This is a genomic window from Marinobacter sp. bablab_jr003 (genome assembly GCF_016464245.1).
In the GTDB taxonomy this organism is placed as follows: domain Bacteria; phylum Pseudomonadota; class Gammaproteobacteria; order Pseudomonadales; family Oleiphilaceae; genus Marinobacter; species Marinobacter vinifirmus.
The window spans coordinates 1-19,996 of the sequence record NZ_JADARC010000089.1; the positions used below are offsets into that span (position 1 = coordinate 1).

Below are 19,996 nucleotides of genomic sequence, written 5' to 3' on the forward strand. Positions count from 1 at the left end.
ACGGATTCCGGCATGGTGAACACCGATTCCGGAAAATCACCAGAAAGTGTTCATCTTCGACCGGAATGACTGTTCACGTTGAACCAGAATAGGTGTTCATGTTCGTCCGGAATGGGTGTTCACGATGGGCCGGAATATGCAATCGGGGTGGGCCTTCCAAAAACCGCTCCTTACGGCACATCCCTATGGCGCTTCTGCTCCGCCATCCATGGCTCCGCACATTTTTGGAAGGCCCACCCCGATACCAGCCCCAAACCTCTCAGCTGGCTTTCAACGCAACCTCTTAGCCTTGCCTATGTAGCGTCTGCAAGCCGATTGGGATTTGAGAAACGCCGAAGCATGGCGGTGGGACGGTCTTTCCAAAAATTTGTGGAGCCATGGATGGCGGAACACAAGCGCCCATGGACGGCTAGAGCGCTTTTTGGAAAGACCGTCCCACCGTCATGCCACCACCGAGCCAGAAGGCTAGGGGTAAAAAGCACCGACGTCTAACAAGCCTCCAACGGCGCATAGGCCAGAACCAGCCACTTGGCGCCCTCGTCGAAGTTTACCTGCACACGGGTGTGGTGCCCGGTGCCCTCGGAGTTCATTACGATACCCTCGCCGAACTTCGGATGACGCACCCGCTGCCCCAGACTGAAACCCGATTGCTGCGCCGAATCCTGGCTGAACATGCTCTCATTGGGGCGGGACACCATCGCCGGCCGGGTCACCGTATTGCGTAACCGCACTTCCTGCAGGCAGTCACCCGGAATCTCCCGAACGAAGCGGGACAGCGCGTGGAATTTTTCCTGCCCGTACAAGCGGCGGGATTCGGCGTAAGTGAGCACCAGCTTTTTCATGGCACGGGTAATGCCCACGTAGGCCAGCCGGCGTTCTTCTTCCATACGCCCCGGCTCTTCCAGCGACATGCTGTGGGGGAACAAACCTTCTTCCACACCGGCCAGGAACACCAGCGGGAATTCCAGGCCCTTGGCGGAGTGCAGGGTCATCAGCTGGACGCTGTCTTCATGGGCATCGGCCTGGGCTTCGCCGGCATCCAGTGCCGCCTGGGCGATGAATTCTGCCAGCGGGTCGACGCCGTCTTCCACCTCGAAATCGGACAGCGCATTTACCAGCTCTTCCAGGTTCTCTACCCTTGCCTGACCTTTCTCGCCTTTTTCGCTGGCGTGGTAGTCCTTCAGGCCACTGGCTTCGATGGCCTGCTTCATCAGCCCCTGCAATGAGGCTTCGCCCACCATTGCAGACAGGCCGTTGATGATTTCCATAAACGACTGCAGCCCGGTTTTCGCCCGGCCTTTCACCTGCCCTGCTGCCAGCAGGCGTTCGGCAGATTCCCACAGGGAAATGCCCTGCTCTGTGGCGTATTCACGTAGCTCCGCCAGGCTCTTGGCGCCGATGCCGCGGGTCGGGATGTTCACCACCCGTTCGAAGGCGGCATCATCACGGTGGTACTGCACCAGGCGCAGGTAGGCGAGGGCGTTGCGGATTTCCTGGCGGTCGTAGAACCGCAGGCCACCATACACCCGGTAGGGAATGCCCTGGCGCATCAGGGCTTCTTCCAGTACCCGGGACTGGGCGTTGGAGCGGTACAGGATGGCGGATTCGCTGCGCAGGTTGCCGTCGTTGACCCAGGCGGTGATGGAGTCAGCGATGTAATTGGCTTCGTCCTGTTCGTTAAAGGCCGCGTACAGGCTGATCGGTTCGCCTTCGGGGCCGTCGGTCCACAGCTCTTTACCGAGGCGGCCCTGGTTGTTGGCGATCACCGCGTTGGCGGCCTTCAGGATCATCTGGGTGGAGCGGTAGTTTTGCTCCAGCCGCACCAGACGAGCGTTGGGGAAGTCCCGCTGGTACTGCTGGATGTTTTCGATCTTGGCACCACGCCAGCCGTAGATGGACTGGTCGTCGTCACCCACCACGGTGAGCGGCACGCGGTTGCTGGCCAGTACCTGAAGCCAGGCGTACTGGATGGTGTTGGTGTCCTGGAACTCGTCCACCAGGATGTGCTGGAAGCGCTGCTGGTAGTGACTCAGTAGCTCCGGCCGGTGCAGCCACAGCTCGTGGGAGCGCAGCAGCAGTTCGCCAAAGTCCACCAGGCCGCCCTGCTGGCAGAGTTTTTCGTACTGGCGGTAGATTTTCAGCATGGTGCTCGTGAAGTGGTCACCGGGGTTTTCCTGGATATGGTCCGCCCGCAGGCCTTCGTCTTTCTGGCTGTTGATAAACCACTGGGCCTGTTTCGGCGGCCACTGGCTTTCATCAATCTGGAACTCCCGCATCACCCGCTTGACCATGCGCAGCTGGTCGTCGCTGTCGAGGACCTGGAAGTTCTCCGGCAGGCCGGCGTCTTTCCAGTGCGAGCGCAGCAGGCGGTGGGCGATGCCATGGAAGGTGCCGAACCACAGTCCCCGGGAGGGGATGTTCATCATTTCTTCGATGCGGTAGCGCATTTCCTTGGCGGCTTTGTTGGTAAAGGTCACCGCCAGGATGCCGGTCGGCGGCACCCGATCCACAGTCATCAGCCAGGCAATCCGGTGCACCAGCACCCGCGTTTTGCCACTGCCCGCGCCGGCCAGTACCAGCAGGTGATCGTTCTGGGCGGTAACGGCCTCGCGCTGGGCATCGTTCAGGGGGTCAATAATGTGGGAAACGTCCATAGCACCTGGCTTTTTACTGGTTAAATAAACAGGCCTGAGAGTATAACAGGAGAAAAGCAGGTTTGTCGGGCAGGGATTGGCGCCTCTCTTTTGGAGTTAACGCTCAGGATCTTTGGAGTTAACGCACAGGAACGGGGACTTCTTCCCAGGACACGCTACGAGCACATCCCTGTGCGCTTGACTGTGGCCATCCATGGCCACAGACAGTCCTGGGAAGAAGTCCCCGTTCCTGCGCTGTCTGGCAACGAAGGGGCACCTCCCCCGTGCGACAACTCCAGGAGATGAGGGCTCAGGGCTTTAGAAGCCTCGTGGAACCGTCTGCGCTTCCACAAACTCAAACAAGCCTTCCAAGCCACCTTCCCGGCCAATACCAGACGCCTTCATACCACCAAACGGCGCTTCCGGAGTAGGCCCGGTGCCGGTGTTCCAGCCTACGTGGCCGAAACGCAGGCCGGCGGCTACGCGCTGGGCGCGCTCGGCATCGGCGGTGAAGACGTAGGAGGCCAGGCCGAATTCGGTGTCGTTGCCGGCTTCGATGACTTCTTCTTCGGTGCGGAACAGGGCCATGGGCACCAGCGGGCCGAAGGTTTCTTCCTGGTAGCAGGCCATGTTGCGGTCAACGCCCTGCACCACAGTAGGCGGGAAGAACAGGCCTTCACCCAACTCATCCGGCTGCTTGCCGGCAACCAGTTTGCCGCCTTTGGCCAGGGCATCCTCCAGGTGGCGCTTGACCTTGTCGAAGCCGGCTTTGTTGACCAACGGGCCGATGTCGACGCCATCGTTCATGCCGTCACCGACGGTCATTTTATTCACTCGCTCGGCGAGTTTTTCGCCGAAGGCGTCGGCCACTTTTTCATGGACGAAGATGCGGTTGGCGCAGACGCAGGTCTGGCCGCCACCACGGAATTTGTTGGCGATCAGGTTGTCGGCGGCGGCGTCCAGGTCGGCGTCGTCGAAGACGATATACGGGGCGTTGCCACCCAGTTCCAGGGACAGCTTTTTCACCTGCTCGGCGGTGTCGACGATCAGTTTTCGGCCCACTTCGGTGGAGCCGGTGAAGCTGAGCATGGGTACGTCTTTGTGTTCACACAGCACTTTGCCGATGACGCTGGCCTTGCCCATCACCAGGTTGACCATGCCATCGGGCAGGCCGAGCTTGTCCATGATGCTGAAGAAGGCAACCATGGTGAGCGGGGTTTCACTGGCCGGTTTGATGACCGAGGGGCAGCCGGCCGCCAGGGCCGCCGAGAGCTTCTTGGCGATCATGCCGATGGGGAAGTTCCAGGGCACAATCAGGCCGGTGACGCCGATGGGGCGGTAGTGAACCGTCCAGGTGCAGTCTTTCGGCTTTTCCGCAATGGTGTGGGCATCCAGCGCCTGGATATGTCTGGCGCAGTAATCGAAGAAGCCGGCGGCGTAGTCTACTTCGCCCTGGCCTTCTTTCCAGGGCTTGCCGTGCTCCATGCACAGGATGCGACCGATTTCCTCGCGGTTGTCCTTCAGGGCATCGCGGATGTCTTCCAGCCATTTGCGGCGGGTTTCAAGGGGATAGGGGTTGGTCAGCCGCAGGGCCTGCTTGCCGGCTTCGACCGCATCCAGTATGTCTTGCTCCGGCATCGAAGGCACTTTGGCAATCACCCCGCCCGTGGCCGGATTGTAGACATCAAAGGTGCTGTCACCGGCGCTGTCTGTCCAGCGCCCGCCAATGTAGCCGGTAAGATTCTGCAACAGTGGTGATTCGATCATCTCGACTCCTTTTCTGTGCCTGATCACGCCCGGTTGCGGGCCGGGATCCAGGGTTCGGGTTCTGCCTTCATAGTGGTAGCTGGGGGCCGGCCTGTAAAGTCAGCGGGGATTTTTTGACCCATCCCGGTCTCTGCCTATACTCGAGGGAGTGAATCAAGGAGGCCGGACATGAAAGCATTTTTCCATCCGTCACAGGATCTGCACATCCCGAAGACGTATTTCACCCGGGGCCAGATGCGCCAGCCCCAGGAGGTGCCGGATCGTACCGGTCAGATGGTGGAAGGCCTGAAAGCGCTGGGCATTCCAGTGTTCCAGCCTGCCGACCAGGGTGCGGCGCCAATCTCGAAGGTGCATGACCTGGGCTATCTGCGGTTCCTGGAATCCGCCCACCGGCGCTGGATGGAAATGGAAGACTGGGGCGACGAGGTGATGTCCAACATCTTCGTGCGCTCCCCCAATGCCCTGCGGGGTGTCCTGGCGGAAGCAGCCTGTTACCTGGCCGATGGCAGTTGTCCGATTGGCGAGAATACCTGGAAGGCCGCCTACTGGTCGGCCCAGACCGCTCTCGGGGCGGCCGATGCCCTGATTGCCGGCGAGCGCTATGCCTATGCCGTGTGCCGCCCGCCCGGCCACCACGCTCGCAAAGATGCCGCCGGGGGATTCTGCTACCTGAACAATGCCGCCATTGCCGCCGAACACCTGAAAAGCCGGTTCCCGCGTACGGTGATCCTGGATACCGATATGCACCACGGCCAGGGCATCCAGGAAATCTTCTACGATCGCAGCGATGTGCTGTATGTCTCCATCCATGGCGACCCCACCAACTTCTACCCGGTGGTGAGCGGCTTCGAGGACGAGCGCGGCGAAGGCGAAGGCTACGGTTACAACATCAACCTGCCCATGCCCCACGGCTCCAGCGAGGAGGATTTCTTTGCCCGCGTGGAGGAAGCACTGGCGGCCGTGCGGCTGTACCAGCCCGATGTGCTGATCCTGCCGCTGGGCTTCGATATCTACAAAAACGACCCGCAGGCCAAGGTGTCGGTGTCATCCGAGGGCTTCTGCCGGCTCAGCACCCACATCCGTCAGCTGGGGCTGCCGACGCTGATCGTACAGGAGGGGGGATATGACCTGGACGCCCTCAGCGAGAACGTCCAGCAGTTCTTCAGGGGGCTGGAAGGCTAGGCGCCCGGAGCGTAAACCTTCACGTTGTTAAGGCCTTCCGCCTTCAGGTGACCGGCGTGCATGCGGCTCATGGTGCCCCGGTCACAGTACAACAGGTACTGGCGGCCTGCCGGTAGCCCCGGCACCTGCTGGTTGAGCTCGTAGAACGGGATTTTCAGGATCTCGTTGTTGGTAAGCGTCAGCGGCGCCCGCTCTTCCTCGGAAGGGTGGCGCACGTCGATGATCACATCGTCTACCGCCGGGGTCTGCACCAGTTCCACCTCTTCCGGAGTCACCACGCTGTCCAGCAGTTCGCTCACCTTGGTGTGCTCGCTGTTGGCGATGGCGCTGGCCAGCACTTGCAGATCCATGTGGGTTTCTTCTTCCTCTACCCGGTGCAGCTTGGCGCGGGTGACCGGCTTGCTGGAAATCACGCCACAGTATTCCGGCATGTTGCGGGCAAAGGGCTCGGTACCGATGTCCCGGGCAATGCGGATGATTTCCTGCTTGTCCATGGCAATCAGCGGGCGCAGCACCACTTCATCGCTGGCGCGATCGACCACGTTCAGGTTGGTCAGGGTCTGGCTCGACACCTGGGCCACGGCATCGCCCATCACCAGGCCGGTGGCGGTGTAATCCCGGGCAATTTCGGCAGCGGCTTTCAGCATCATGCGCTTGAGCACCACGCCCCAGTGGCGATGGTTTACCGAACGCATGATTTCTGCCACCACGCCCTCGAAGGGCACCGAGATAAACTTCACATTGTGGGAGGCGCCGTAACGCTGCCACAGGTAGTGCACCACCTGGCGCACGCCCACCTCATGGGCAGTGCCGCCGAGGTTGAAGAACAGGAAATGGCTGCGGATACCGCGGCGCATCATCAGGTAAGCCGCTACCGACGAATCGTAGCCACCGGAGATCAATGTCATCACGGTTTCCACGGTACCCAGCGGATAGCCGCCCAAGCCCTCGTGACGGCGATGGGCAATGTGGAACTGGTCATCGTTCACTTCGATGCGCACTTCCACTTCCGGATTTTTCAGATCGACCCCACGGGCCTCGGAGGCTTGCATCAGCGCGCCGCCGACCAGTCGCTCCAGGTCAATCGAACGGAAATCGTGCTGGCCATGGCGCCGTGCACGTACTGCAAAGGTTTTGCCTTTCAGTCGACCGGCAAAGGCCTGTATGGCCTTGGCGCCCACGTCGTCCAGGTCCACAAACGGGTAAACCGCGATTTCCTGGATGGTGGAAATGCCGGAAATTCGGGTAAGCTCATCAATCACCGCGCCGGTCAGGCCCCGGCCTTCGGGCACCTCCACATCAACCCGGTCCCAGCTGCCATCCACCCGGATGTCGGCATCCAGCCGGGCCAGGAGTTTCCGGATATTCTGCCGCAACTGGCGCATTTGCTGCTGGCGAACGGGTTTGCTTTTGATGGCCACTTCAGCGGCAGGACGAATCAGTAATTTCATAAAAAAGGACTTTGATCGGAGGAACGTCGGGTAGCGTAAAAGGCGAAAAGCGCTTAGTGTACCCTTTCGCCTGAGTGGCTCAAAATCCGTCATTGCCGAAACAGCAGGAGTTCCAACACCGATGACCGAACCCACCATGAATGCCCTGGTCTCTCCGGAGGGCAGCCTCGAAATTCTCTCCACCCACGAGGTAAACCGGCTCAAGGACAAGAGTGAAGGTGGCTTGTACCGATTGTTCAGGCAATGCGCCCTGGCGGTGCTGAATACCGGCATGGAAACCGACGACTGCAAGGAACTGATGGAAGCCCACGGCGATTTCGATGTGCGACTGGTTCCCCAGCCCCGGGGCCTGAAGCTGGAGCTGATCAATGCCCCGGCGCACGCCTTTGTTGACGGCGAAATGCTGCGGGCCATCCGGGAACACCTGTTCTCGGTGTTGCGGGATATTGTCTACAGCCACTCGCTGCCCGACACCGTCTCCGGCTTCCGCAAGGATAATCCGGAAGACATTACCAACCTGGTGTTCCATATCCTGCGCAATGCCCGGGCCCTGGAGCCCGGCCGCCAGCCCGACATGGTGGTGTGCTGGGGTGGCCACTCCATCAGCCATGACGAGTACCAGTACAGCAAGGAAGTGGGGCACCAGCTGGGGCTTCGGGGAATGAGCATCTGCACCGGCTGCGGCCCGGGCGCCATGAAAGGCCCCATGAAAGGCGCGACCATTGCCCACGCCAAGCAGCGGATCAAGAACGGTCGTTACATTGGCATTACCGAACCGGGCATCATCGGGGCGGAAGCGCCCAACCCGATTGTCAACGAACTGGTGATCATGCCGGATATCGAAAAGCGCCTGGAAGCCTTTGTGCGCTGTGGCCACGGGGTGATCGTTTTCCCCGGTGGCGTGGGTACGGCCGAAGAGATTCTGTATCTTCTGGGCATTCTGCTACATCCGGACAACGCCGACCTGCCGTTCCCGGTGGTGTTTACCGGCCGCCGGGAAAACGCGGAATACTTCGAGATGATCGACAAGTTCATCCGCAATGCCCTGGGCGACGAAGCCGCCAGCAAGTACGACATCATCATTGATGACCCGGTACGGGTAGCCCAGACCATGAAGCAGGGCATCAAGGATGTGGAGACCTTCCGCCGTGCCATGCAGGATGCCTACTACTTCAACTGGATGCTGAAGATCGACCCGGTGTTCCAGTTACCGTTCGAGCCCAACCACAGCAATATGCGGGCGCTGGAATTACACAGGGATCAACCGGCACACCTGATTGCGGCGAATCTGCGCAAGGCGTTCAGCGGTATCGTGGCGGGAAATGTGAAGGAAAGCGGAATTCGGCAGATTCAGGAGAAGGGACCGTTTGAAATTGCCGGAGACCCGACACTGATCAAACCCCTTGAGGCCATGCTGGAGCAGTTTATTGCCCAGGACCGGATGAAACTGCCGGGATCATCCGCTTATCGGCCCAGTTACCGGATTGTCAGTGGTGCGGCCTGAGCCGCACCACTGCCGGGCAATTACTTGCCGCCAGCCGGCAGGCTTGCGTAGTAAGCCGCCAGGTTAGCGATGTCTTCATCGCTCAGGGCAGTTGCCTGGCCCTGCATGACCGGAGCCTGGCCACCCTGACGCTGACCAGCCTTGTAGGCTTTCAGGGCAGCAACCAGGTACTGCTCTTTCTGGCCTGCCAGGTTCGGGTAGATGGGCACCTGGGAGATACCGTTCTGGCCGTGGCATGCGGCACAAACGCCAGCCTTGGCCTTACCGGCTTCGGCGTCGGCTGCCATGGAAGCGGCAGGCGCAGCAGCACCCAGTGCGAACAGACCAGCAACTGCGAAGTGTTTCAGGTTCATAGAGTTCATCCTCTCATCGTTTTTACGTTTACAATTCAGTTTTTTATAAACCGGACCGTAAGTCAGACTTACTTTATAGCACAGCCATCCAAGGCCTCAAATGTGATAGGTCAAGGACATTAGTGCGACCATAGTGCTGTTTTACTCTTGTGCTGACTATAGGACAGTACGAACAAACCGCAAAAATACATTAATTAACAAAATCACTTGCCCACCGGAGATCACACCACATGTCTGTAGAGGTTCAGGAACTCGCCTGCCGCCAGGGCCACATCGGTCTGCTTACCCTGAATGCAGCCCAGACCCTCAACGCCCTGACCGAGGACATGGTCAACCAGGCCCAGGAAACCCTGGATCGCTGGGCCACAGACGACCGCATCTGCATGGTGGTGTTGCAAGGCAGCGGCGAACGGGCCTTCTGTGCCGGCGGTAACATCCGCAACCTGTACCAGGCCCTGAAAGGCGAAGGTGACACCTCTGCCCCGGAACGCTTCTTCACCCGGGAGTACCGGCTTGACTACAGCCTGCACCGTTTCCCGAAGCCGGTGGTGGGCCTGGCCCGGGGCATTGTGATGGGGGGCGGCCTGGGCCTGCTGTCGGCCTGCCGCTACCGGCTGGTCACACCCGATGTCACCCTGGCCATGCCGGAAATCAGCATCGGCCTGTTCCCGGATGTCGGTGCCAGCTGGTTCCTGAACCGTCTGCCGGGGCGCCTCGGGCTGTTTATGGGGCTGACCGGGGCCCGCCTGAACGTGGCCGACACCCTGCGGGTGGGGCTGGCAGACCTGGTGATTGATGCGGGCCAGATCGAAACCCTGCTGGCCCGCCTGCAGGATGAGCGCTGGACCGGCGAGGCCGCCGCCGATGACAACCGGCTGTTCCGCCTGCTGAACCAGGTGGAAGCCCTGGATTACCGGAGCCTGGCGCCGGGCCACCTGGAGCGGCACGAACAGACCATCGCCCGGCTGACCGCAGGCACCGAGCTGCCCGCCATCATCGAACAGATACTCGCCGCCGACATTGACGACCCCTGGTGGCAAAGCTGTGCGGAAAACCTGAAGAATGGCTGCCCGGTGACCGCCTGGCTGGTCTGGCACCAGCTGCGCAAGGGTCAGCAGATGTCACTGAAGGATATTTTCCGGATGGAACTGGCCATGGCACTGGAATGCACCCGCCGCCCCGACCTCGCCGAAGGCATCCGGGCATTGCTGGTGGACAAAGATAAAGCGCCGGTGTGGTCGTTCAAATCCGCCGGGGAGGTACCGGAAGAGGTGATCGAAAGGCATTTCGAGCCGGTTTGGGACGACCTGAACGACCCGATGCAGCTGGACTGACACCGGGCCGGGAAATCAGCGGGCCGCGCCCGCTTGCACCAGCAGCATTTCCAGGTCCTGGTTATTGCGGGCCCGGGCAATGTCGAGGGCCGTGGTGCCATCGGTGCGCCGGTAGTGCACATCAGCACCAGCGGCCAGCAGCATCTCGGCGGTCAGCAGGTCGCCGGCTTCCACCACTTTCATCAGCAGGGATTCGCCGTCCTGGCTGACATTGACGTTGGCTCCCGCCGCCAGCAAGGCCCGAACCACCGACAAATGCCCGTTTTCCGCCGCATGGATCACCGGCGTGTAACCGCTGTTGTCTTCGCTGTTCACATCGGCACCGGCCGCCAGCAGCAAGCGGACAATACGCCGGTTACCTTCCGCCGCTGCCAGCATCAGCGGGGTTTTGGAAGAACCTGCCCTTGGGTCTGGGTCCACGCCCTGCGACAGCATATCCAGCACCGCCCGGTCTTCATTGGCCGCAACCGCTGCCAGCAAATCCGCGCCGGTGGCCCCGGTATCGCCTACCTCGCCCGTGCTGCTGCAACCGGCCAGCAACGACAGCACCACCAAAACCACAAAATGAAAGCGACTGCCCGCACCCCTGCTCATCATTCGTACTCTCTTGTTTGATTTTTTCAGCTATTTTGCGGGCCGGGTGGTCATAATTAAATCGAAACGGTCACAACTCCGACACTTGTGCCGACCAGCGGGCCACGATTTGTCTCAGCCGCATTTCACCCTCCCCCTTGCCGGTGACCAGCCCAAGCGCCTGCAACTGCGGCCAGGCCCAACCCTGAAGCACCGCACGGCACCAGAGCCCGGCATCCTCCTGCCCGGCCAGCCAGGCCATCCAGCCAGGCCAGCTGCAGACTTCACGCAGCAGCGGCAAAGTCACTTCAAACCCCCGGTAGCCCTCTGCAAAGCTCCGCAAATCCTGCCAGTCGTCCGGCCCGGGCTCTGCCGTGGCAGGCAGGTCTGCGGCAAGCTGCGCCAGCAATTCCTGGGGCATGTCGGCCCAGTGCCGGGGAATCAGCACCTGCCAGTGCCTGGCAAACCGGCGGCGCAGGCGCTGCTCCAGGTCGCAGCCCGCCGGGGATACACCCTTGAACAGTTGCACCGGAAACTCGCCAGTAGAACGCTCCCGGGTCAGCCCGATACGCGCCAGGCGTAATCCACAACCTTGCCAGAACGACTGCAAACCCGCTTCGCCACCAAAACTGGTACCCAGCGAATCCAGCTCCTGGCTCCGGCAAAACTCTTCCGCCGCCGCCACCAGCGCCCGGCCCACGCCCAGCTGCCGGGCCGGCTCTGCCACGGCAATGCGCACCACCCGAAAACACCGCTGCTGCGCCGCCTCCGCAAAGCCACCATGGCTGGCCAGGGACTGCGCCAGCAAATGCCCCCGCAAACGGCGCTGGCCCATGGCCACCTGGGCGGCCAGGTCCTGATCCAGGCCGCCTTCCACACATCCCCAGAGCACACCCACGGTTTTGCCCTGCACCACCGCCCGCCAGCTGCTGGCGGCCGGATCGTCCAGCCACTGCCGCAAGTCCGCCGGCGTGGTGCGGTAATGGGCATCCACCAGCAAGCCGAAGGCCTCGGCAAGTTCCGCCTCGCTGGCCTGTGCCGGATTCCAGGGTTCGACAGACACTGCACCGGGTTTCGGCTTGCTGCTGTCCGGCCCCCGGGCACCCAGCAGAAACATCCGGAACAACACCCGCTCCAGGGGATCACCCTGCGCCCAGCGCACCGGCTGCTTCAGCTCCACCGATTGCCAGTGCGGCGCCTCCCGGTCCAGCACCTGCCGGAACCGGATCGCAAAGCCCCGCCCGGTGCCCTCATAGCCATGCACCGTGCTGGCAAACGCCACCCGCGGCCAGCCCAGCAAAACCTCCCGCAGCCAGCTAGCCGGCAAACCGGCGGCCTCATCCACCATCACCACCTCGGCCTCCGGCTTCTGCGCCAGCAACTCCGGCACCGGCAGAAAACGAATCGCCTGCCCGCCCGGCAGCACAAGCTCCGACTCCGACCGGCTCTCAACCCGGTCGCCCATAACCTCCGCCGCATGCCGGAAAAAACTCTGCAGATTGTCCACCGAAGGCGACGTCACCAACACCTGCTGCCGCCCCGCCAGCAACAACTCCGCCGCCGCCATCCCCAACGCCGCCGACTTCCCCCGGCCCCGGTCTGACGTCACCACCACCGGCCGCCGACGCCGCCCCAACCCGAAACGCACCAGCCGCGCCACCAGCTCCGACTGCTCCGGCGTCGACCCCGGCCTGAAAGCCAACCCGTCACCCCGGACATCCGGCAGCACCGGGCATTCATCAATACCCTGCCGAACCCGGACCACCGCACCGTCAGACGCCACAACCTCCGCCAACCGCGCCAAAAACCGATGCTCCCCCGCCCCATCCAGCCCCGTGCGCGAGTAATCCGGATCCTCAAACCCCGGCCAGTCCGCCAGCGGCGGCATCAACCAGAACAACAACCCACCGGCCCTCAACGTACCCGCCAACCCGGCAAACCCATCCGGCGGATTCCCCTGCCAGCCATCCCAAACCAACACCCCGGTCTCCCGCCCCAGCCACCGCTTGTACTGCGCTGCCGAGACGCCACGGACACCCGCACGCCCGGCATCCTCGTCACGACCAACCCACAGCGCCCCGGCGACATCAAAACCACCCAACCGCTCCTGCACCCAGCCCCGGGCCCACTCCTGTTCACCCTCCACCAGAACGAGGCGGCGTTGACCGGTATGGGCCAATTGAGCCGAAAAGGTTTGCCAGTTCTGTGTGATCGAGGAAGGCATAATCTGAAGGCAACTCCGATGGAGCGCTGCGCCGGGGGTGGCCTTCAAAAAATTTGCGGAGCCATGGATGGCGGAGCAGAAGCGCCACATGGGCTCAGCCGAGCTCTTATGAAGCGAAGCTTCATGCGAAAGCTGAGCGACCGCAATCTGTGATTGCGGGCCGGACCCCGTAGGGGTGCCGACAGGAGCGTTTTTTTGAAGGCCACCCCCGGCGCAGTGCGGGCATGAATGACAAAAGTCTCAGGCAATTATGCGGCACGGCTACTCCCGCTGCCAGCAGCCAAGTACAATACCCACCATGCCAAACCAGCCCCAAACGCCAGACACCAGCTACCTGCCAGACCACCTAACCGACGAACAGCGGGCCATCATCACCGCCGGCTACGAACACTCGGTAATCACCGCCGTGGCCGGCAGCGGCAAAACCTCCACCCTGGCCTGGCGCATACGCCACCTGCTGCAACAGGGCCACGACCCGGACCGCATGCTGGTACTCATGTTCAACCGCAGCGCCCGCATCGACTTCCAGCGCAAACTGCAGCAAGTGTGCCACCAGTCCGGCCTGGCCCTGCCGGAAATCCGCACCTATCACGCCATGGGCCTGCGGCTGTACAAACGCTTCGTGCGGGAAGGCTACCTGCCGGGATTCTCTGAAAAAATCCTCACCGAACAGGAAATCGGCTACCAGGCCTGGCTGCTCACCCGCCGGCTGGCACCGGAAGACCTGGCCGATGAAATACGCCGCAACAAGAAAGACTATGTGGAAACCGCCACCGGCTTTATCGACCTGGTCAAAACCTGCCTGTCGCCGGCAGAAATCGTATTCGAAGAACTGGGCTACTCGGAAAAACACAAATACCTGATCGACCTGTTCCACTGCTTTGAGCAATGGCGCAAAAGCCAGAGCCGCATCAGCTACGCCGACATGCTGTACGAACCGGTCATGGCTATTCACCAGAACCCGCCATTGCAGCGCCTCGTCGGAAATAAAATGGACCTGATCCTGGTGGACGAATACCAGGACACCAACGAAATCCAGCACTTGCTGCTGCGCTACGTGGCCGGCGACCGCGCCCGGGTGACCGTGGTCGGCGACCCGGACCAGACCATCTACGAATTCCGCGGCGCCAAGCCTGAATTTATCCTGCGCCGGTTCAGCGACGAGTTCGAAAGCCCCCTGGAACAGACCCTGAGCTACACCTTCCGGTACGGCCACCAGGTCGCCTTGCTGGCCAACCACCTGATTTGCCACAACACCGGCCGCAAAGATGTGCTGTGCCACTCCCACTCATCTACTCCGGCTACGGAGGTAAACCTGCACCGGGCAGACAACGACAGCGACCAGATCCTGAAAATTCTGCAGCAACAAAGCCCGGAGCAAACCAGCCAGACCGCCATCCTGTTCCGGGTCTGGAGCCAGAGTGTGCCGATCGAGCTGAAACTGCTGGCCCGGCAGATCCCCTATCGCATCGACAGCGGCAAAGGGGCCCTGTTCAGCCGGGAAGTGCAGGCCATTATCGCCCTGCTGATGGTGGTCAGCGGCCGCCTGCACCAGCTGCCCGACAGCGACCGGCTGGACCTGGCCCGGCAACTGCTGCGCTTTCCCCACGTCGGCCTGAAAGAGCCGGAGCTGGAAAACCTGGCGCAGTTCCTCGCCGGCTTCGACAGCGACTGGCACGAACGCCTGCTGGCCATGGACTTCAACGCCCTGGCCCCCATGGCCGCGCGCAAGCTGAAAAAACTGGGCGAAGTGTTGATGCAGCTGCGCAACTACAAGGGCCCCGTGGCCGGGCTGATCAGCGTCTACGCCGACCATACCGATCTGTATGAAGGCATTCGCAGCCTCGCCCTGACCCACGACAGCGCCGAAGAGCGCATCGACACCATCCAGGGCTTCCGCGACTACCTGAAAAGCCTGGATGTTGACGCCACCGGTGCGCTGGACCATCTCAAGGCCCTGAAACAGCAGGCCGGCGAGCAGCGTGAACAAGGTGTACTGTTATCCACCATCCACCGCACCAAGGGCCTGGAGTGGCCGGTGGTCATCATTCCCGGCCTGCAGGAAAAGTACCTGCCCTACAGCCCCCGCCCGCAGGACGATGCCCGAGCCCTGCTGGAGAGTGAACGGCGGCTGCTCTACGTGGGCATGACCCGTTGCCGGGAGCAGCTGCACCTGATTACCCGCCCCGACAGCAGCCACCCGCACCTGGATGGTGATCAGGGCCCCAGCCGCTTCGTGGCAGAATTCTGCTTCCCCCTGGCCCGGGAGCTGGGGCAGGTTCTCGATGCAGGTAACCCCGCCTCCGGCCAGCCCATAACGCTCCGGCATCCCCTCACCCCGGTCAGCCTGCGCTATGCCGAAAGGGCCAAAATCACCCTGGATGGCCAGGCGCCAGCCAGCACCCCGGACACGTCACAACCCGTATGGCACCAGCCCCGGCTCATTCACGCCATCTTTGGCGCCGGCCGCGTAACCGGGGAAGACGAAAGCTCATTCGAGGTGCGCTTTGATAATGGCGACACCCTGAATTTCAGCAAGAAAAGCGCCCACCTGTACTTCACCCCGGTAACAGACTGATCCATAAGTGGAATCCCCTGCGTACAAATCCTGACCCCGGTACGGGTGTAATTTTTTGTATTTTTTGGCTTACTAATCTAGATTCCAGATTAGGCTTTGTATCTAGGGATTTGTCTGCGTTCCTGATGAGAGAACGGGAACATAAAAATGAAACAGGAGGTTCTGCATGAACATCGTGCGCCCGGTCGCTTTGGCCGTATTAGCTTCATCCCTGTCTGCGCCAGCCCTGGCCGCCGACAAGCAATCCATTTACCTGAACCCGTTCGCCGGTTACCAACTGTTTGACGACAAGCGTGACCTGAGCGAAACCGACACCTACGGCGTTGGTATTGAATATCGGTTCAAACCCCACTGGGCGGTAGAAGCGGTTTACTCACGCGCTGATGCAGACCGCAAGTACGTAAACGGCGATTCCGAGTTCGAAGAACTGCGCCTGGACGGCCTGTATTACTTCCGTGGCCAGGATTCTGCCTGGAACCCGTACCTGGCCTTCGGTGCCGGCCATGCTGATTTCGGTGACGGCCCGGTATTTACCGCTGGCACCAACCATGACGAAACCCGTGTAAACGTGGGCGCCGGTGTGCGTTACAACATCAGCGACATGATTTCCCTGCGCGGTGACCTGCGCGAGTTCCACGGCATCGACGAAAGCACCTTCGACACCATGGTGTCTCTGGGCCTGAGTCTGGCCTTCCACCACACCACCACCGAGCCCAAACCGGCGGATGCGGACAACGACGGTGTGCCCGATTCCCGTGACCAGTGCGCCAACACCCCGGCCGGTGCCCAGGTAGACAGCCGCGGCTGTGAACTGGATGCCGACAACGATGGCGTTGCCGACAGCAAGGATCAGTGCCCGAACACCCCGGCTGGCGCTGAAGTAAACAGCCGTGGTTGTGAGCTGGACAGCGACAACGATGGCGTGGTGAACAGCAAGGACCAGTGCCCGAACACGGCCGCTGGTACTGAAGTGGATGAAACCGGCTGCGAAGGTGTCACCGAGACCATCGAAACCATCGAGCTGCGGGTTCAGTTCCCCACCAACAGTTCCGTGATTGACGCCACCTACGACGCCGAAATCCGCAAGGCTGCGGACTTCATGGAAGAGTACCCGGAAACTACCGTTGAGATTGCCGGACACTCCGACAGCATTGGTGATGCCGAGTACAACCGCGCCCTGTCCCAGCGCCGTGCCGAAGCCGTGGCTGATCGCCTGACTTCCGTACTGGGTGTGGATCCGGACCGTGTAACTGCAGTTGGTTACGGTGAAGTCGAGCCGATTGCCAGCAACGACACTGCAGCTGGCCGTGCCCAGAACCGCCGTGTAGAAGCCCGCATCCAGGTTCGTCGCTAAGACCAACCGGACGGGTAGTGAATAAGTAAGGCGCCTTCGGGCGCCTTACTTGTTTCAACCGCAGTCATTCCACCCGAACCGCATCCACCAGCAGGTTTCTGGGCGTCAGTTCCCGTGCACAGAAACGGCCCAGGCGCACCCTGTAGCCCTGCTCCTCCAGAAACACCGCGTAATCCAGCACCATCCAGAGCTCCAGTGGCCGGCGGAACAGATGCCGCAGTAACTCGTGGCGCTGAACCTGCAACGCCCGCTGTTCACCCCGCGTCGACCAGTGCTGCCAGTCCAGGTTATCCGGCAAGTCCAGCTGTTTCTTGCCCGCAGCCCAGCGGCAGAAGCCTTCGAAGTCACCGTTATTCAGGGACGGCGGATGGGAAGGCACCGGCAGATAGCTGTCTGCTGCCCGCAGATGGCGCTGAAGGGCATCAAAGCCCAGCCGCCATGCCGTCACTCGGGCCGTCTGCTCCCGCACCCTTGCGGGCGCTGTGACCGTTTCCCGCACGGCCAGGCGCAGGGTGTTACGGCCTGGCCTCAGGGCGGGTGCGTGGTTTCGGCTGCCTTGTGCCAGGGGTTGATACGGCTCCTGGGCCGTCAGGTGATAACAGCAGGGGGAAAAACTCAGTCTCGGCGTACCGGCCGCCGCGCCGCGCTTCAGCAGTTGCCGGTGCAGGTCGCCACAGGCATGCAGCGCCACGCCATGCACTCCCGCAGGCCAGTTCAGGGAATCGGCCATCACATCCTGGTGGTGCAACTGCACCGGATCGCCGTAATGCCGGGCCAGCCGGTTGCCGTCCTGAACCAGTTCATCATTCCACTCGAAGCCCCGCACGCGCGCCGCCCCCCGGGCCGCCAGCGTTCGTGCCAGGTGGCCTTTGCCACAGCACCAATCCAGCACAGGCTGTTGCAGCGGCAGCACCGCGGCGGCAAAGGCACCGGCCTGCAAACGCTTGCGACCGGGCATATCCACGGCCTGCAGCTCCGACAGTGCCGACCGGGCCCCGCTGTCGGGAGGTGACAGTTCCGGCAGCTCTACCAGGGGCCCGTAGTCAGCAAGGCCCGGCACAAACCGGGCAGCTTCGACGGCAAACGCCGCCAGGTTTTCTTCAAAGGCTTCGCAGGCGTCCAGCGTCAGCGTGTCCAGCCAGTGTGCAAGCTCCGGATAACGTTCGCACCAGGCCGGTTCCGGCTCCATAAACGGTGCCGGTTGCCACAACTCCTGGTGCCGGACCAGCCAGTCATTCACCTGCTGCCAGTGGCTGTAAAAAGATCTCGCTGGCTGGTGTAAACTCGCCGCCGGAGGTAACGTCATGAAACTGGCCTTTGTACTGGTTGAACCAAAAGTTCCGGAAAACGTAGGCGCGGCTGCCCGGGCCCTGGGTACTGGCCAACAAGGGCGCGGCAGTGGCTACCGCGGCCCTGGTGTTCGGGCGGGAAGACCGGGGCCTGTCGAACGACGAACTGGCCCTGTGTGACCTGCTGACCGGCTTCCCCATGGCGGTCAGTTATCCGTCACTGAACCTGGCCCAGTCGGTGATGCTCTACGCCTGGGAACTATCGGGGCTCGCCGCTGCCGGCACCGACAGCCCTGCCGAAGAAACGGAAGCCGCCGGTCTTGGCGCCCTGCGTACCCGGCTGGAAACCCTGTTGCCGAAACTGGATGCCCCAGCCGATGAAAAGCTGTCGCAATGGGTGTTCGAGCGCCTGCCCCTGCTGTCGGAGCGGGATATCGGCTTTGTGCACACCCTGTGCGGCAACATCGAGCGCAAGCTCTGAGCTATTCTGAAAACCGCCCGGGCCGGAAGGCGTCCAGTTGCACCGCCGGCTCCTCGCCATCAATTACCTGGGCAATCACCGCCGCGCTGCCTGCCGACAGGGTCCAGCCGAAGGTACCGTGCCCGGTATTCAGGAACAGGTTGTCCCTGGGGCCCCGCCCGATAATGGCGGGGCCGTCCGGCGTCATCGGCCGGAACCCGGTCCAGGTTTCGGCGTCATCCAGGTTCGCGCACCCCGGAAAGCGCGACTGCACGGATTTTTTAATGGTGGCAATGCGGGCCCCGGGGATATCCCGGTTGAAGTCCGCCAGCTCCACAAACCCGGTGGCCCGCAAGCGGTTACCCAGCCGGGTGGAAACCACCTTGAAGTTGTCATCGTGAATGGTGCTCACCGGCGCCCGGCCAGGCTCGCTGAGTGGCACGGTAATGCTGTAACCCTTGACCGGGTATATCGGCAGCTTCAGCCCCAACGGCCGCACCAGCTCCGGCGACCAGCAGCCCGCAGACACCACGAAGGCATCCCCCTCAACAATCTCAGTACGGCCATCAGCCCGACGGATCTGCACGCCATTCACCCGCTGCTGGTCCGCCAGCAGGTGTTCCACTGACACTTCATAGCGGAATTCGGCCCCCAGCTCCTGGCAGGCCCGGGCCAGTTCCTGGCTGAACAGGTGGCAGTCACCGGTTCCGTCAGTGTCGTAGCGAATGGCACCGTACAGGGGGCCGCCGCCGGTCATGCCCGGCTCCACCTGCCGCACCTGCTCCGGGGTCAGCAGGCTTGAGGCAATGCCCATGCCGGCCAGCAATTCATGCAGCTTGCGGTAGTCTTCCATAGCGCCGGGCGTGCTGGCCAGGTGCAGCAGGCCCTGATGGGCACCGTCAAAGGCCAGCTTGTGTTCCTGTTCCAGGGCCAGGAAACGTTCCCGGCTGTAGATACCAAGGCGCAACATGGCCCGCTTGTTCAGCCCGAATAACCCCGGCGACCAGGCGTAGCGCAGGGTGGCAAACATGAACCGCAAGGCATCCAGTGACGGCGGCAGGCCCAGTTTCAGCGGGCCGTCCTGTTGCAACAGCCATGGCAGGGACTTGAACACCATGGAGGGGTCCGCCCAGGGATACACCACCCCGTAGGAGCGCTGGGCCGCATTGCCCTTGCTGGTTTCGTTACCCGCCACCGGGTGCCGTTCCAGTACCGTTACCCTGTGGCCCCGCCGTATCAGCTCCCGGGCAGTGGTTACACCCACCACACCGCCGCCTATCACCACAATGTGCAT

14 protein-coding genes are annotated in these 19,996 nt (G+C 62.0%); 6 read left to right on the forward strand and 8 right to left on the reverse strand.

Going from position 1 to position 19,996, the window contains the following annotated elements; translation table 11 throughout:
* Window positions 1-488: 488 nt before the first annotated feature.
* A complete protein-coding gene (uvrD, locus tag H3Z84_RS07995; protein ID WP_199457095.1) occupies window positions 489-2,654 on the reverse strand; it encodes a DNA helicase II in 2,166 nt (721 codons plus the stop codon).
* 297 nt (window positions 2,655-2,951) lie between these two features.
* The gene (locus H3Z84_RS08000) at window positions 2,952-4,400 is read right to left on the reverse strand and encodes an NAD-dependent succinate-semialdehyde dehydrogenase (RefSeq protein ID WP_199457096.1); all 1,449 of its coding nucleotides are present in this window, start codon (window positions 4,398-4,400) and stop codon (window positions 2,952-2,954) included.
* A gap of 168 nt (window positions 4,401-4,568) precedes the next feature.
* On the opposite strand from H3Z84_RS08000, the gene H3Z84_RS08005 reads away from it, so the two are divergent.
* Window positions 4,569-5,582 carry a histone deacetylase family protein gene (locus tag H3Z84_RS08005; RefSeq protein WP_199457097.1) on the forward strand — a complete coding sequence of 338 codons (1,014 nt, stop codon included), beginning with the start codon at window positions 4,569-4,571 and terminating at the stop codon, window positions 5,580-5,582.
* Here H3Z84_RS08005 and thiI read toward each other — a convergent pair.
* On the reverse strand, window positions 5,579-7,033 hold the full coding sequence (gene thiI, locus H3Z84_RS08010; protein WP_199457098.1) for a tRNA uracil 4-sulfurtransferase ThiI: 1,455 nt from the start codon (window positions 7,031-7,033) through the stop codon (window positions 5,579-5,581). The two genes, H3Z84_RS08005 and thiI, sit on opposite strands and share 4 nt — an antisense overlap.
* Before the next feature lie 121 nt (window positions 7,034-7,154).
* Between thiI and ppnN the strand changes: the two genes are divergently transcribed.
* On the forward strand, window positions 7,155-8,537 hold the full coding sequence (ppnN, locus tag H3Z84_RS08015) for a nucleotide 5'-monophosphate nucleosidase PpnN (RefSeq protein WP_022988538.1): 1,383 nt from the start codon (window positions 7,155-7,157) through the stop codon (window positions 8,535-8,537).
* 20 nt (window positions 8,538-8,557) lie between these two features.
* Here the strand turns inward: ppnN and H3Z84_RS08020 are convergent, their stop codons facing one another.
* Window positions 8,558-8,890, reverse strand: a complete 333-nt coding sequence (locus H3Z84_RS08020; RefSeq protein WP_022988539.1) for a c-type cytochrome — start codon at window positions 8,888-8,890, stop codon at window positions 8,558-8,560.
* Between the two features lie 230 nt (window positions 8,891-9,120).
* Between H3Z84_RS08020 and H3Z84_RS08025 the strand changes: the two genes are divergently transcribed.
* Window positions 9,121-10,224, forward strand: a complete 1,104-nt coding sequence (locus H3Z84_RS08025) for an enoyl-CoA hydratase/isomerase family protein (protein ID WP_199457099.1) — start codon at window positions 9,121-9,123, stop codon at window positions 10,222-10,224.
* A 15-nt stretch (window positions 10,225-10,239) separates the two neighbouring features.
* Here H3Z84_RS08025 and H3Z84_RS08030 read toward each other — a convergent pair whose 3' ends face one another.
* Both H3Z84_RS08030 and H3Z84_RS08035 read right to left on the reverse strand, forming a co-directional pair.
* Window positions 10,240-10,821, reverse strand: a complete 582-nt coding sequence (locus tag H3Z84_RS08030; protein ID WP_228285803.1) for an ankyrin repeat domain-containing protein — start codon at window positions 10,819-10,821, stop codon at window positions 10,240-10,242.
* A gap of 67 nt (window positions 10,822-10,888) precedes the next feature.
* Window positions 10,889-13,021, reverse strand: coding sequence for a tRNA(Met) cytidine acetyltransferase TmcA (locus H3Z84_RS08035; RefSeq protein ID WP_199457100.1), 2,133 nt, complete (start codon window positions 13,019-13,021; stop codon window positions 10,889-10,891).
* A gap of 298 nt (window positions 13,022-13,319) precedes the next feature.
* On the opposite strand from H3Z84_RS08035, the gene H3Z84_RS08040 reads away from it, so the two are divergent.
* On the forward strand, window positions 13,320-15,599 hold the full coding sequence (locus H3Z84_RS08040; RefSeq protein WP_199457101.1) for an ATP-dependent helicase: 2,280 nt from the start codon (window positions 13,320-13,322) through the stop codon (window positions 15,597-15,599).
* 166 nt (window positions 15,600-15,765) lie between these two features.
* Window positions 15,766-16,953 (forward strand): OmpA family protein, encoded by a 1,188-nt coding sequence (locus tag H3Z84_RS08045; RefSeq protein ID WP_199457102.1) that lies wholly within the window; start codon window positions 15,766-15,768, stop codon window positions 16,951-16,953.
* 64 nt (window positions 16,954-17,017) lie between these two features.
* Here H3Z84_RS08045 and H3Z84_RS08050 read toward each other — a convergent pair whose 3' ends face one another.
* On the reverse strand, window positions 17,018-18,259 hold the full coding sequence (locus tag H3Z84_RS08050; RefSeq protein WP_199457103.1) for a methyltransferase: 1,242 nt from the start codon (window positions 18,257-18,259) through the stop codon (window positions 17,018-17,020).
* Between the two features lie 92 nt (window positions 18,260-18,351).
* On the opposite strand from H3Z84_RS08050, the gene H3Z84_RS08055 reads away from it, so the two are divergent.
* Window positions 18,352-18,723: a TrmH family RNA methyltransferase gene (locus tag H3Z84_RS08055; RefSeq protein ID WP_323126976.1), complete on the forward strand. Its 372-nt coding sequence runs from the start codon at window positions 18,352-18,354 to the stop codon at window positions 18,721-18,723.
* Between the two features lies 1 nt (window position 18,724).
* Here the strand turns inward: H3Z84_RS08055 and H3Z84_RS08060 are convergent, their stop codons facing one another.
* Window positions 18,725-19,996, reverse strand: coding sequence for a D-amino acid dehydrogenase (locus H3Z84_RS08060; protein ID WP_199457104.1), 1,272 nt, complete (start codon window positions 19,994-19,996; stop codon window positions 18,725-18,727).

Bases quoted from the DNA above. Each gene is read 5' to 3' on its own strand.
- H3Z84_RS08000 (WP_199457096.1), bottom strand. From the start codon at position 4,400: ATGATCGAATCACCACTGTTGCAGAATCTTACCGGCTACATTGGCGGG.
- H3Z84_RS08045 (WP_199457102.1), top strand. From the start codon at position 15,766: ATGAACATCGTGCGCCCGGTCGCTTTGGCCGTATTAGCTTCATCCCTG.
- H3Z84_RS08050 (WP_199457103.1), bottom strand. From the start codon at position 18,259: ATGACGTTACCTCCGGCGGCGAGTTTACACCAGCCAGCGAGATCTTTT.
- H3Z84_RS08020 (WP_022988539.1), bottom strand. From the start codon at position 8,890: ATGAACCTGAAACACTTCGCAGTTGCTGGTCTGTTCGCACTGGGTGCT.
- ppnN (WP_022988538.1), top strand. From the start codon at position 7,155: ATGACCGAACCCACCATGAATGCCCTGGTCTCTCCGGAGGGCAGCCTC.
- H3Z84_RS08035 (WP_199457100.1), bottom strand. From the start codon at position 13,021: ATGCCTTCCTCGATCACACAGAACTGGCAAACCTTTTCGGCTCAATTG.
- H3Z84_RS08060 (WP_199457104.1), bottom strand. From the start codon at position 19,996: ATGCACATTGTGGTGATAGGCGGCGGTGTGGTGGGTGTAACCACTGCC.
- H3Z84_RS08025 (WP_199457099.1), top strand. From the start codon at position 9,121: ATGTCTGTAGAGGTTCAGGAACTCGCCTGCCGCCAGGGCCACATCGGT.
- H3Z84_RS08040 (WP_199457101.1), top strand. From the start codon at position 13,320: ATGCCAAACCAGCCCCAAACGCCAGACACCAGCTACCTGCCAGACCAC.
- uvrD (WP_199457095.1), bottom strand. From the start codon at position 2,654: ATGGACGTTTCCCACATTATTGACCCCCTGAACGATGCCCAGCGCGAG.
- thiI (WP_199457098.1), bottom strand. From the start codon at position 7,033: ATGAAATTACTGATTCGTCCTGCCGCTGAAGTGGCCATCAAAAGCAAA.
- H3Z84_RS08030 (WP_228285803.1), bottom strand. From the start codon at position 10,821: ATGATGAGCAGGGGTGCGGGCAGTCGCTTTCATTTTGTGGTTTTGGTG.
- H3Z84_RS08005 (WP_199457097.1), top strand. From the start codon at position 4,569: ATGAAAGCATTTTTCCATCCGTCACAGGATCTGCACATCCCGAAGACG.